Origin of the sequence: Actinoplanes hulinensis, from assembly GCF_019429605.1 — a bacterium.
GTDB lineage: Bacteria > Actinomycetota > Actinomycetes > Mycobacteriales > Micromonosporaceae > Actinoplanes > Actinoplanes campanulatus.
The window spans coordinates 1-12,822 of sequence record NZ_JAHXZI010000020.1 but is presented as its reverse complement, the minus strand read 5'-3'; the positions used below and the strand labels follow the sequence as shown (position 1 = coordinate 12,822).

The window sequence follows — 12,822 nt, the reverse complement described above, 5'->3', positions numbered from 1 at the left end:
ATGGGGACCCGGGGTGGAGGCCCGGGTCGGCGAGGTCAGGCACCGGCGACGGCGGTTCGGGTCGCCACCAGGGCGCGGATCCAGTCGGCCACCGGAGTGGCCCGCCGGTCCTCGGCCAGGGACAGGAAGACCGTCGGCAGGTCGTGACGCCGGGCCTTCGCGTCGCGGTCCATCACCGACAGATCCGCGCCGACCAGCGGGGCCAGGTCGGTCTTGTTGATGACCAGCAGATCGGCGGTGGTGACACCGGGGCCGCCCTTGCGCGGGACCTTGTCGCCGCCGGCCACGTCGACCACGAAGATCTGCTGGTCGATCAGGCCCTTGCTGAAGGTCGCGGTCAGGTTGTCGCCGCCGCTCTCCACCAGTACCAGGTCCAGTGGCCCGAGTGCCGCCTCCAGGTCCTCGACCGCGTCCAGGTTGGCCGAGATGTCGTCGCGGATGGCGGTGTGCGGGCAGCAGCCGGTCTCCACGGCCCGGATCCGCTCGGCCGGGAGCACGCCGTTGCGGAGCAGGAAGTCGGCGTCCTCGGTGGTGTAGATGTCGTTTGTCACGACGGCCAGCCGCAACTCCTCGCCGAGGGCCCGGCACAGCGCAGCGACCAGGGCCGTCTTGCCCGACCCGACCGGCCCGCCGATGCCGACGCGCAGCGCCCGGGCGCCGGTGTGCAGCGGCTCGTGCGGGTCCACGCCGGGTTCCGGGTGGGTGTGGGGGACCTCGTCGGGGCCATGTTCGTGCAGGTCAGGGTGCAATTTCTCCTCCAGGTCAGGGTGCATTTTCTCCTCCGGGTCAGGATGCGAAGAGACGCACCTCCCAGGTGGCGTGGTGCTCGGCGCCGATGTCGGGCAGGGGAGCGCCCGCGGCCGGCAGGTCGTCGACCGGGTCGCCGTGCCGTTCCGCGGCGAGCGCCGCGATCCGGTCACATTCGGGGGCGAGCCGCGCCAGAAGCGCGTGCACCGCGTACGGATCAAGACCGAGAAGCCGGACCGCCGCGCTGGCCGAGCCGGTGACCGTGCCGTGCGCCGCCGCGACCGCCGCCTCGACGGGCGAAAGCCCGGCAGCCGCAGCGAGCGCACCCAGCGCGACCGGCTGATGGGGTTCCCTCCCGATGTCCACGAGCCGCCACATCGCCCGCCCGGCCCGCAGCAGCGCACGTCCCTGTGCCCGGGAGGCCCTGCGCAGTGCGGGCGAGGGAGTCCGTGCGTCGAGCCCGGCATCCAGTTCGGCGGCCCGCCCGACGTCCCCGCAGGCCGCGGCCGCGAACGCCGCCGACACGAGCCCACCGGTGGCGAGTCTCCCGCGCAGAAACCCGTCGAGTTCCCGGATGTCACGCACCCGCCCGGCGGCGATCTGCGGCTCCAGCCCGCCGGAATGCGCGTGCCCACCGGAGGGCAGGCGCCCATCCGCAAGCAGCAACAAGGTGGCCAGACTCATACCGCGCACTCGCCCCGAGAGGACCGGCCCACCTGGCGTGGCCCCGCCATCAGAAGAGGAAGTAGCGCTGGGCCATGGGCAGTTCGGCGACGGGCTCCGGCTCGATGACGGCGCCGTCGATGCGTACCTCGAAGGTGTCCGCCGAAACCTCGATCCGTGGCATCGCGTCGTTGAGCGGCATGTCCGCCTTGCCCACCGACCGGGTGTCGCCGACCGGCACCAGCGCCCGTTTGACGCCGATCCGGTCGGTCAGCAGCGCGTCGATGGCGGCGGGGGCGACGAACGCCAGGGACGTCTGGGCCGGGACCACGCCGTACGCGCCGAACATCGGCCGGGGCAGCATCGGCTGGGGGGTCGGGATGGAGGCGTTCGCGTCGCCCATCTGGGCGTACGCGATCATGCCGCCCTTGAGGACGAGCGCCGGCCGGACCCCGAAGAATGCCGGATCCCAGAGGACCAGATCGGCCAGCTTGCCCGGCTCCACCGAGCCGATCTGCGCGGCCATGCCGTGCGCCACCGCCGGACAGATCGTATATTTCGCGACATAGCGTTTCGCGCGGTTGTTGTCCGCGGCCCCATCGCCCGGCAGGGCCCCGGTGCGCGCCTTCATCACGTGCGCGGTCTGCCAGGTACGCATGACGACCTCCCCCACCCGCCCCATGGCCTGCGAGTCCGACCCGATCATCGAGATCGCCCCGAGATCGTGCAGGTGGTCCTCGGCGGCCATGGTGGACGGCCGGATCCGGCTCTCGGCGAAGGCCAGATCCTCCGGTACGGCCGAGTTGAGGTGGTGGCAGACCATCAGCATGTCGAGGTGCTCGCTGAGGGTGTTGCGGGTGTACGGCCGGGTCGGGTTGGTCGACGACGGCAGCACGTTGGGGTGCGAGGCGACCGTGATGATGTCCGGCGCGTGCCCACCGCCCGCGCCCTCGGTGTGATAGGCGTGGATGGACCGCCCGGCGATGGCCCGCAGCGTCTCCTCGACGAAGCCGGCCTCGTTCAGGGTGTCGGTGTGGATCGCCACCTGTACGCCGGACGCGTCGGCCACGCCCAGGCAGGCGTCGATCGCGGCCGGGGTGGTGCCCCAGTCCTCGTGGAGTTTGAAGCCGCCGGCCCCGCCCCGCAACTGTTCCCACATCGACTCGGTGGACGTCGTGTTGCCCTTGCCGAGCAGTAGCACGTTGACCGGCCAGGCGTCGAGGGACTCCAGCATCCGGGCGAGGTACCAGGCGTTCGGGGTGACCGTGGTGGCCTTGGTCCCCTCGGCCGGGCCGGTGCCGCCGCCGATGATCGTGGTGATGCCGGACGCCAGCGCGGTGTCCAGGATCGTCGGGCTGATCAGGTGCACGTGGCTGTCGATCGCCCCGGCCGTGAGGATCTTGCCGTTCCCGGCGATGATCTCGGTGCCGGCGCCGATGACCAGGCCGGGGTGCACGCCGTCCATGGTGTCCGGGTTGCCGGCCTTGCCGATGGCGACGATCCGGCCGTCGCGGATGCCGACGTCGGCCTTGACGATGCCCCAGTGGTCGAGCACCACGACGCCGGTGATGACGGTGTCCGGGGTGCCCTCCGCGCGGGTGGCGCGGGACTGGCCCATCGACTCGCGGATCACCTTGCCGCCGCCGAAGACGACCTCGTCACCGGGCCGGGGCCCGGCGCTGCGGTCCTCCTCGATCTCGATCAGCAGGTTGGTGTCGGCGAGCCGGATCCGGTCGCCGGCGGTGGGTCCGTACAGGGCGGCGTAGCGGCCGCGCGAAAGATTGCTCACCGCGGGCTCCCGTTGTGCTCGCCGTCGCCTTCGTCCTCGTCGAGGGAACCGGCCGGCTCGATGTCGGTGGGGTCGATCTCGGGAGCGGCCGGCGGCCGGTCGAGCGGTCCGCCGGCGAGGCCGCGCAGGCCGGGCACGACCCGCTCGCCGGCCAGCGCCACCAGGGTCACGTCGCGGGGGATGCCGGGCTCGAACCGGACCGAGGTGCCGGCCGGGATGGCCAGCCGGTGCCCCCAGGCGGCGGCGCGGTCGAACTCCAGGGCCGCGTTGGACTCGGCGAAGTGGTAGTGCGAGCCGACCTGGACGGGCCGGTCGCCGGTGTTGCGAACGGTCAGGGCCACCGTGGGACGGCCGGCGTTGATCTCGATGTCGCCTTCGCCGTACAGGACCTCGCCGGGGATCACGAGATCGGCCCGTGCACGGTGACGAGCTTGGTGCCGTCCGGGAAGGTGGCCTCCACCTGCACCTCGGCCAGCATCTCGGGCACCCCGTCGAGGACGTCGTCGCGGGTGAGCACGCGGCGCCCGGAGTCCATCAGCTCGGCGACGGTCCGCCCGTCCCGGGCGCCTTCCAGCAGGAACGCGGTGATGACGGCCGTCGCCTCCGGATAGTTGAGCCGCAGGCCCCGCTCGCGGCGGCGCCGGGCGACATCGGCCGCGACGTGGATGAGCAGGCGTTCCTGCTCGTGCTGGCTGAGGAACAAAGGGAACCTCCTGTTAGCGCTCCGGAATGCTCGCAGGTGGAAGTTTCGGACGTGTGAACCTAGGAGGATCAAAACACGGAACGGCCACGCCTTCCGTGCTTCCGCACGGTGGCGTGGCCGTTCCGTTCGTTTACCGGACTACTTCGGCAGGCGTGCTCCGAGCAGCGGGGCCAGCATGGCGGAGTACCGGGTGGTGATGTGGTCGTCGTCGCGCCACACCAGGAGGTTGCCGACCACGTTGGGGCAGTCCTCGGCGGTGCAGAACCAGGCGGTCGGGTCGATCACCTGGACGCCGTTGGCCTTCGCGGCCTGGTCGACCAGTTGCTGCCGGGCGGGGATCTGGACCGCGGCGCCGGCCGGGGCGGCGCACCGGGAGATGTTGCGGGAGTGCTCGGCGAGGCACTCCGGCGCGTTGTGCCCAGGCCACGGGGTGTCCCGGATCTGCACCAGCTTCGTCCTCGGCGCCTTGATCGTACGGAAGGTGGCCGCCCACCCGTCCGCCCAGCGCTGGTCGGCGCCGGACGTCACCCTCTGGCCGTCATCGTCCAGCAGCGGGTTGCCGTCGTTGCCGCTCGACGAGATGAGCACGAGGTACGGCCTGGTCTTCTTGATCTCGGCGAGCGCCTGGTCGCGCCAGACCGGGCACTCGGTGTAGGTGCGCTTGAGGGCGGTGCTGAAGGTGTGGACGGAGGCGGCGTGGCAGGCGCTCTTGGTGCGGACCAGCAGCTTCCAGCCGCGCTCCTTCGCGATCGCGTCGACGGCCGGGAACCAGTGCGCGGCGTGCGAGTCGCCGAGCAGGTAGACGGTCCGCTTGCCGGCCGGGTCGCCGAACACGCACGGCCCCGGCACCTTGGTCTCCAGGTATTCCAGGTGGCAGTTGGTGCTGTAGTAGGACGGCTTGTCCTTGCGCGCGTTCTGCACCCGCGGGGTGGTGTTGGCCGGCAGCTTCCCGGTGTCCATCGACGCCTCGATGATCCGGCGCAGCTCGCTCTCCGGGTCGGCGGCGGCCGCCACGACCTGGGTGGTGTCGATCGCCGGGTCGCCCTTGGCCAACTGCGGCGGCTTCATGGCGCCGGCCTGGGCGACCAGGGCGGCCAGCGAGGACAGGGCCAGGCCGACGGCGAGGCCGCGGCGGGACCGGGCCTTCACCCAGGACTGGTTCCGGGCCGGGTTCTCCACCAGGTGGTAGGAGCCGATCGCCAGCACCAGCGCGCCGGCCGACAGGCCGAGGTTGAGCGGGATGTTCGGCTCCACGTCCAGCATGTGCGGGACGATCATCAGGACCGGCCAGTGCCACAGGTACCAGCTGTAGGAGTATTTGCCGATCTGCTGGAACGGCCAGGTGCCGAGCAGGGCCACGGCGCCGCCGCGGGGTGCCGCGCAGCCGCCGGCGATGATCGCCGCGGCGCCGAGCACCGGCAGGGCGGCGGCCGAGCCGGGGAACGGGGTCTCCTCGTCGTAGAGGAACGCCGCCACCAGCACGGCGGCCAGTCCGGCCCAGGTCAGGGCGGCGGCCAGGGCGCGGGGGAGCCCGGCGAGCCGGGCCGCGCCGACCGCGATCAGCGCGCCCACGGCCAGTTCCCAGGCGCGGGTGTGCGCTCCGAAGTAGGCCCACGGGGCGGACGACGCGGTCTGCGTGATGCTCACCGTGAGTGAGGCGGCGACCACCAGGACGAGGGTGACGATCACCGGGGTACGGCGTTTGCCCCACGCCAGCGCGAAGATCAGCAGGAGCAGCGGCCAGACCAGGTAGAACTGCTCCTCCACCGCCAGTGACCAGAAGTGCTGGAGGGGGGAGGGCTCGGCGTCGGCGTTGAGGTACTGCACGCCCTCGTTCGCGAGCCGCCAGTTGATCCCGTAGAAGGTCGCGTAGATCGCGTCGGCGGCGATCGACTTGAACCGGGTGGCCGGCATCCACAGCCAGCTCGCCGTCACGGTGACGAGCAGCACCACTGTGGAGGCGGGCAGCAGCCGGGTGGCGCGCCGGGCGTAGAAGGTGGCCAGCGAGATCCGGCCGGTCCGGGTCAGCTCCTTGAGCAGCAGCGTGGTGATCAGGAAGCCGGAGATCACGAAGAACACGTCGACGCCGACGTAGCCGCCCGCCAGGCCGGAGAGCCCCGCGTGCGACAGGACGACCAGGGTGACCGCGATCGCTCGCATTCCCTCGATGTCCGGTCGGAATCCTGGGTGTGAGCGCGCGGGTGCCCCCGGAGAGGATTCCGGGCGGGCACTGTGGAGTTGTGTGTCGTACGAAACCGACATGTCCTACCTAAGCCTGCTGAAGGGCGACGGCACCCGCCGGGTAATCGGTCGCCGATCGTACCCGTGATGCCATAGGTGATCCACAGCCGGTTCATCACGCTTTCATGGCGAGGAAACCTCACAGCGCGCGGCGACCCCGTCGATCAACAGATCCACGGCCAGCGCGAACCCGGCGTCGTCCGCCTCGCCGACCCCGATGAGCCGGCCCATGGTGCCGTTGACCTCGGTGTGCAGGAGCCCGCCGACGAGCACCGCGAGCACCGCGCCGGTCCGCTCGACCTCACTCTCCAGGAGTCCCGCGGTGCGCAGGACGGCGCAGAGGGAACGCCACATCGGGCCGTCGCTCCGGATGAAGTCGTCGGAGGCGAAGGCGTGCCGGATCAGGTTGCGGTGGGCCAGGCTGAGCGACCGGAATTCGTACGCCAGGCGGCGCAACTGCTCCTGCCAGGTGCCCTCGGCCACCATGATGTGCCGGGCCCCATCGGTCACCAGGCGGGTGACGCCGTCCAGAAGGGCGGCCTTGTTGTCCACGTGGTGGTAGAGCGACATCGGATTGACGCCCAGGTCAGCCGCTAGTCGGCGCATGCTCAGCGCCGCCACGCCCTCGGCGTCGATGATTCTGAGCGCGCTCAGGAGGATCCCGTCCTTCGTTAGACGTTGATCACCCTGCCTTCCGTTTCCAGCCATACGCCGTATGGTAGCGCCATACACCGTATGGCTGAGGAGGATCCCCTGTGACCGCCCCGATTCCCACCCCGCGCGGACTGCCGATCGTCGGCAATGGACTGCAGGTTCCGGTGGAGGGCACACACCGGTTCTTCGCCGACCTGGCCGCACAGCACCCCGGCGGCCTCTTCAAGCTCAACCTGGCCGGCCGGCACGTCGTCTTCGTCTACGACCCCGACCTGGTCGCCGAGGTCTGCGACGAGAGCCGCTTCTACAAGCCGATCGACCCGCCGCTCGCGCACGTCCGCGACTTCGCGGGTGACGGCCTGTTCACCGCCCGTGAGGGTGAGGAGGTGTGGGGCCAGGCACACCGCATCCTGCTGCCCGCGTTCAGTCAGCGGTCCATGAAGGCGTACTTCCCGCAGATGCTGGAGATCGCCGAGAACCTGACGACCGCGTGGGCCGGCCGCACCGAGGTCGACGTCACCGACGACATGACCCGGCTCGCCCTCGACACCATCACGCTCGCCGGGTTCGGGCAGCGGTTCCGCTCCTTCGAGCAGCCGGAGCTGCACCCGTTCCTGCAGGCCATGGGCAGCGCGCTGACCGAGGCGATGAACCGGACCCGCCAGCTCCCGATGGTCACCGGCCTGAAGAAGAAGGCCGACGCGGCCTATCGGGCCGACATCGCGATCATGCAGGAGACGGTCGACGAGGTGGTCCGGGCCCGGCGGGCCTCCGGTCTCTCCGACACCCGCGACCTGCTCGGCCTGATGCTCGAGGCGTCCGACCCGGTCACCGGCGGGCGGCTGTCCGACGAGAACATCCGCAACCAGGTGCTCACCTTCCTGATCGCCGGGCACGAGACCACCAGCGGAACCCTCTCCTTCGCGCTGCACCACCTGATGCGCAACCCGCACGTGCTGGCCCAGGCCTACGCCGAGGTCGACCGGATCCTGCCCGGCGACACCGTGCCCACCTACGAGCTGATCATGAAGCTCGACGTGATCCCGCGGATCCTCGACGAGACGCTGCGCCTGCACTCGCCGATCACCGCGATCGGCCTCGCCGCCCGGGAGACGACCACGCTGGGCGGGCGCTACACCATCGAGGCGAACCAGAAGATCGCGGTGGTGCTCAAGCCGCTGCACACCAACCCGGCGGCCTGGACCGACCCGGAGACCTTCGACATCGACCGGTGGCTGCCGGAGAGCAAGGCGTCGCACCACCCGCACGCGTACAAGCCGTTCGGCAACGGTGAGCGGGCCTGTATCGGCCGCCAGTTCGCCCTCACCGAGGCCCGGCTCGCGCTCGCCATGATCCTGCAACGGTTCGCGCTCTCCGACCCGCAGGGCCACGAGCTGACCATCAAGCAGACCCTCACCATCAAGCCCGAGGACTTCCGGCTCCGGCTGCGCCTCCGCCACGAGCACGAGCGCATCGCCACCTCCGCGCCGTCGGTCGCCGCCGTCACCGACGAGGTCGAGGTTCAGGCCTCGGGGGTACGGATGAGCGTCGCCTACGGGTCCAACCTCGGCACCTCCGAGGACCTCGCCCAGCAGGTCGCCGACCGGGCCCGGCGCTCCGGGTTCGAGGTGACCGTGCAGACCCTCGACGAGCTGGCCGCCGGCCTGCCCACCGAGGGACTGCTGACCGTCGTCACGTCCAGTTACAACGGCAAGGCGCCGGACAACGCGCAGGCCTTCGACGACCTGGACATCCCGGCCGGGGCGCTCGACGGCGTCAGGTTCGCCGTCCTCGGCAACGGCAACACCCAATGGGCCACCTACCAGGCGTACCCGAAGCGGGTTTTCGAGAAGCTCGCGGCGGCAGGCGCGGAACCGGTCGTCGAACGTGGCGAGACCGACGCCTCCGGCGACTTCGACGGCATGGCCACCACCTGGTTGGAGGGGCTGTGGACGGCACTCGCCGCCGCCTACGGGACCGCGACGGCCGCCACCACCGGGCCGCGCTACTCGGTCGAGGTGCTCGGCGAGGACCAGATCCGGCCCGCCGTGGTCTCCGGGCAGGCCCACCCGGTCATGATCATGTCGGTGGAGGAGCTGGTCGGCGACCCCACCGGGCTGTGGGACTTCACCCGGGAGGCGCCCCGGCCGGGCGTCAGGGCGATCACCGTCCAGCTGCCCGAAGGGGTCGAGTACACCGCCGGTGACCACCTCGCCGTCTACGCCAAGAACGACCCGGAACTCGTCGACTGGGCGCTGCACACGCTCCGGGTGTCCCGCGACCTGGTGATCCGTCTCGGCCAGGACGGTGAGCGGCCCAGCGGCCTGCCGATCGGGATCCCGGTCACCGCCGGTCTGCTGCTCACCGACTTCGTGGAACTCCAGGAGCCGGCCACCCGCGGTCAGATCGGGGTCCTCGCCGAGCACACCCAGTGCCCGTGGACGACCCGGCAGCTGGCCGTCTGGACCGCCGACGCCCCCGAGGCGCGCCAGGCGTACACCGACGAGATCCTCGCGAAGCGGGTCTCGGTGCTCTCCCTGCTGGAACGGTTCCCCGCGGTCGAGCTGCCGTTCGGGGTGTTCCTCGAACTCGTCGGCACGATCCGGCCGCGGTTCTACTCCATCTCGTCGTCGCCCGCCGTCGACCCGTCACTCGTGACGATCACGGTCGGCCTGGTGGACGGCCCGTCCCGCACCGGCAACGGCCGGTACCGGGGCATGTGCTCCCAGTACCTGGCCCGCCTGTCGCCCGGTGACGTCTTCTACGGCCACGTCCGGGTGCCGGCACCGCCGTTCCGGCTGCCCGCCGACCCGGCCACCCCGATGATCCTGATCGGTCCGGGCACCGGCTTCGCCCCGCTGCGCGGCTTCCTCCAGGAGCGGGCGCTGCTACCCGATCGCGGTCCCGCCAAGCTGTTCTACGGCTGCCGGCACCCCGAGCACGACTGGCTGTACCGCGAGGAGATGGAGCGGTGGGCCGCCGACGGGGTGGCCGACCTGCACCTGGCCTTCTCGGCGGTGCCGGACCATCCGCACCGGTTCGTCCAGGAGGCCCTCGCCGAACAGGGCGACGCCGTGTGGGAGCTGCTGGAACGCGGTGGCCACATCTACCTGTGCGGCGACGGGGCCCGGATGGCGCCGGCCGTCCGCGACGAGCTCTACGGCATCTTCCGCCGCCACACCGGTGGAACGGCCGAGCAGGCGGAGTCGTGGCTGAGGTCCCTCGAGGCGGTGGGCCGCTACCAGCAGGACGTCTTCGCCTAGCCCCGCTCAGTGGCGCCGGGCCGGTCCGGTCCGGCGCCACGAATCGCCTTCTGGTCCCCGTACCCTCGCCGGGTTTTGATCCGCATGCGGCCGTGACCGCCGCGGTTGATCTTGTCCGGCCGGCCGGGCAGTTCAACCCGCGTCAGCGGACGGGCCCGCGGGCGTGGGGCTCGTGGGGTCGTCGGGGGACTCGCCGGCGGACGCGGAGGGCGAGACGCCGCCGCTGGCGGAGGGGCTGGTGGCCGACGGGCGCGGGGAGCGCGGGCGGGTCGCCGGTGGCGGTTTGCGGACGGTAGAGGCCGACGGCGACGGGGTCGGGGACGCGCTCGGGAAGCCGGTCGGGCTCGGTGAGCCGGCCGGGGTGGGCGAGGGCGACGCGGGCCCGACCGGGAACCAGCCGAGCGCATCGGCCACGGTGAGCGCGATCATCGAGACGGCGAGCACCGTCAGTGCGACCGTGAGGATCGGCAGCCAGCGTGCGGGTCGCGCGGGAATCGCCGGGCTCTCGTCGACCGGTGTCCGGATGGGCGGCCGGCGCGGGATCGGGGCGGTGACCGGCTCGGTGGCCAGAAGTGCGGCACGCACCACCTCATCGCCACCGGCCGCGTCCGTCGCCGCGGCGGCCATCGCGGCGGCGGAGGGGGCGCGGGAGGCCGGATCCTTCGCGAGGGCCTGCTCGACCAGTTCGCGGACCGCCGCCGGGACGGCCGGGGGCAGCGGCGGCGGCTCCTCGGAGACGTGGCGCAGCGCGATCGTGACGGCGTCGTCGCCGGTGAACGGGGGAGCCCCGGTCAGGCAGTGGTAGGCGACGGCGCCCAGCGCGTACAGGTCGGCGGCCGGACCGACCACCTGCTTGGACACCTGCTCGGGGGCGATGTAGCAGGCCGTCCCCACGACGTTGCGGGCTCCGGTCAGGGTCTGCGACGTCGCCGACCGGGCCACCCCGAAGTCGACGAGCACCACGTTGCCGTCCGGCTCGATGATCAGATTGCCGGGCGTGACGTCCCGGTGCACGATGCCCGCCCGGTGCGCGGCGTGCAGGGCCCGGCCCGCCTGGGCGACCACCGCCATGGTCTCGCCGGGAGACAGCGGGCCGCGCTCGTTCAGCCGCTGGTCCAGGGACTGACCGTCGATGCGGGCCATCACCAGGAACGCGCCCTCGCCGGTGCTGCCGTAGTCGTACACCGCGGCGACACCCGGATGCCGCAGCGCGGCCATCGCCCGCGCCTCGTGCTCGAACCGCTGGCGGAAACTCGCCTCCCCGGCAGGCCCGGCCAGCAGCATCTTCACCGCGACCGGGCGGTCCAGGACGGTGTCGACGGCCCGCCAGACCTCGCCCATGCCCCCGGCGGCGATCCGGTTCTCCAACCGGTATCGCCCGCCGAGTGACTCTCCCGGTCCGGGCATGGATTCATCTTCTACGATCCATGCCCGTTCGCCTAGATCGGGAGACGGGCCTCCAGCAGCGGGGCCAGCATCGTCGAGTACCGGGTGGTGATGTGGCTGTTGTCCCGCCAGGTCAGGATGTTGCCGACCACCATCGGGCAGACGTTGTCGTCGCAGAACCACGGCCGGGTCTCGATCACCGTGACGCCGCTCGTACGGGCCTGCTGCGACACCAGCGCCTGCCGCGGCGGGAAGGCGAACGACTCGTTCGCCGGGCGGGCGCACCGGGACGCCCGGTTCGAGTGGGACGCCACACACTCGGGGGCGTCCTTGCCCGGCCACGGGGTGTCCTCGATCATCGCGAGCCTGGTGCCCTTGACCTTGAGCGCCTTGAAGGTGGCGGCCCAGCCGGCCACCCACAGCGCGTCCCGCTCCTCGGCGGTGCCCTCGTCGATCCGGTTGCCGGCCGCGTCCAGGAGACCGCCGTTGTTGTTGCCGTTCGAGGAGATCACGATCATCTTCGGCCGGGCCTGCCTCATCTCGGCGAGGACGGCGTCGCGCCACTGGCTGCACTCGTCGTAGGGGCGCTTGAAGACGGCGGCGAACGTCCGGACCACCGGGGCCTGGCAGGCGCTCTTGGTGCGGACCATCAGCCTCCAGCCATGTTCCTTGGCGATCGCGTCCATCGCCGGGTACCAGTGCGCGGCGTGCGAATCGCCGAACAGGTACACCGTCTCCTTGCCGGCCGGATCACCGAAGACGCACTCGCCGGGGGCGGTCACGTCCTCGAAATCCAGGTGGCACTTGCTCGAGTAGTACTTCGGCAGGTCCCAGTGGGCGCGCTGCACCTTCGGCGTGACGTTCACCGGCAGCTCGCCGAGACGGGCCGACTCGCTGATGATCCGCTGGAGTTCCGCCTCCGGGTCGGCGGCGGCCGCCACCGCCTTGGCGGTGTTCACGGCCGGGTCACCCTTGGCCAGCTGCGGCGGCTTCATGGTGCCCACCTGCGCGACAAGTGCGGCGGTCATCGACAGGGCCAGGCCGACCGCGATGCCGCGGCGGGCGCCCTTCTTGACCCACGCGTGGTTCCGGACCGGGTTCTCCACCAGGTGGTAGGAGCCGATCGCCAGCACCAGCGCGCCGGCCGACAGGCCGAGGTTGAGCGGGATGTTCGGCTCCACGTCCAGCATGTGCGGGACGATCATCAGGACCGGCCAGTGCCACAGGTACCAGCTGTAGGAGTATTTGCCGATCTGCTGGAACGGCCAGGTGCCGAGCAGGGCCACGGCGCCGCCGCGGGGTGCCGCGCAGCCGCCGGCGATGATCGCCGCGGCGCCGAGCACCGGCAGGGCGGCGGCCGAGCCGGGGAACGGGGT

At 71.6% G+C, this 12,822-nt stretch carries 10 protein-coding genes; 1 reads left to right on the top strand and 9 read right to left on the bottom strand.

The window, feature by feature from the left end:
- Positions 1-35: 35 nt before the first annotated feature.
- From ureG to KZ829_RS32315, 7 genes are all read right to left on the bottom strand, one after another.
- On the bottom strand, positions 36-773 hold the full coding sequence (gene ureG, locus KZ829_RS32345) for an urease accessory protein UreG (RefSeq protein ID WP_246636643.1): 738 nt from the start codon (positions 771-773) through the stop codon (positions 36-38).
- Between the two features lie 13 nt (positions 774-786).
- Entirely contained in the window at positions 787-1,431 is a 645-nt protein-coding gene (locus KZ829_RS32340; protein WP_220147638.1) for an urease accessory protein UreF, read from the bottom strand.
- 49 nt (positions 1,432-1,480) lie between these two features.
- A complete protein-coding gene (locus tag KZ829_RS32335) occupies positions 1,481-3,199 on the bottom strand; it encodes an urease subunit alpha (protein WP_220147637.1) in 1,719 nt (572 codons plus the stop codon).
- The gene (locus tag KZ829_RS32330; protein WP_220147636.1) at positions 3,196-3,603 is read right to left on the bottom strand and encodes an urease subunit beta; all 408 of its coding nucleotides are present in this window, start codon (positions 3,601-3,603) and stop codon (positions 3,196-3,198) included. Before KZ829_RS32330 ends, KZ829_RS32335 begins: the two co-directional genes overlap by 4 nt.
- Positions 3,600-3,902, bottom strand: a complete 303-nt coding sequence (locus tag KZ829_RS32325) for an urease subunit gamma (protein ID WP_183215291.1) — start codon at positions 3,900-3,902, stop codon at positions 3,600-3,602. The genes KZ829_RS32330 and KZ829_RS32325 overlap by 4 nt, the downstream gene beginning before the upstream one ends.
- Positions 3,903-4,040: 138 nt before the next feature.
- The gene (locus KZ829_RS32320) at positions 4,041-6,062 is read right to left on the bottom strand and encodes an acyltransferase family protein (protein WP_220147635.1); all 2,022 of its coding nucleotides are present in this window, start codon (positions 6,060-6,062) and stop codon (positions 4,041-4,043) included.
- 204 nt (positions 6,063-6,266) lie between these two features.
- Positions 6,267-6,851, bottom strand: a complete 585-nt coding sequence (locus KZ829_RS32315; protein ID WP_220147634.1) for a TetR/AcrR family transcriptional regulator — start codon at positions 6,849-6,851, stop codon at positions 6,267-6,269.
- Between the two features lie 47 nt (positions 6,852-6,898).
- On the opposite strand from KZ829_RS32315, the gene KZ829_RS44685 reads away from it, so the two are divergent.
- Positions 6,899-10,060, top strand: a complete 3,162-nt coding sequence (locus tag KZ829_RS44685) for a bifunctional cytochrome P450/NADPH--P450 reductase (protein ID WP_220147633.1) — start codon at positions 6,899-6,901, stop codon at positions 10,058-10,060.
- Between the two features lie 132 nt (positions 10,061-10,192).
- Here the strand turns inward: KZ829_RS44685 and KZ829_RS32305 are convergent, their stop codons facing one another.
- Together KZ829_RS32305 and KZ829_RS32300 are read right to left on the bottom strand one after the other, a co-directional pair.
- Positions 10,193-11,467, bottom strand: coding sequence for a serine/threonine-protein kinase (locus KZ829_RS32305; protein ID WP_220147632.1), 1,275 nt, complete (start codon positions 11,465-11,467; stop codon positions 10,193-10,195).
- A 32-nt stretch (positions 11,468-11,499) separates the two neighbouring features.
- Positions 11,500-12,822 (bottom strand): acyltransferase family protein (locus tag KZ829_RS32300; protein ID WP_281428292.1); only part of this gene is annotated, 1,323 nt, incomplete at its 5' end.

Bases quoted from the DNA above. Each gene is read 5' to 3' on its own strand.
- ureG (WP_246636643.1), bottom strand. From the start codon at position 773: ATGCACCCTGACCTGGAGGAGAAATTGCACCCTGACCTGCACGAACAT.
- KZ829_RS32340 (WP_220147638.1), bottom strand. From the start codon at position 1,431: ATGAGTCTGGCCACCTTGTTGCTGCTTGCGGATGGGCGCCTGCCCTCC.
- KZ829_RS32320 (WP_220147635.1), bottom strand. From the start codon at position 6,062: ATGCGAGCGATCGCGGTCACCCTGGTCGTCCTGTCGCACGCGGGGCTC.
- KZ829_RS32315 (WP_220147634.1), bottom strand. From the start codon at position 6,851: ATGGCTGGAAACGGAAGGCAGGGTGATCAACGTCTAACGAAGGACGGG.
- KZ829_RS32305 (WP_220147632.1), bottom strand. From the start codon at position 11,467: ATGCCCGGACCGGGAGAGTCACTCGGCGGGCGATACCGGTTGGAGAAC.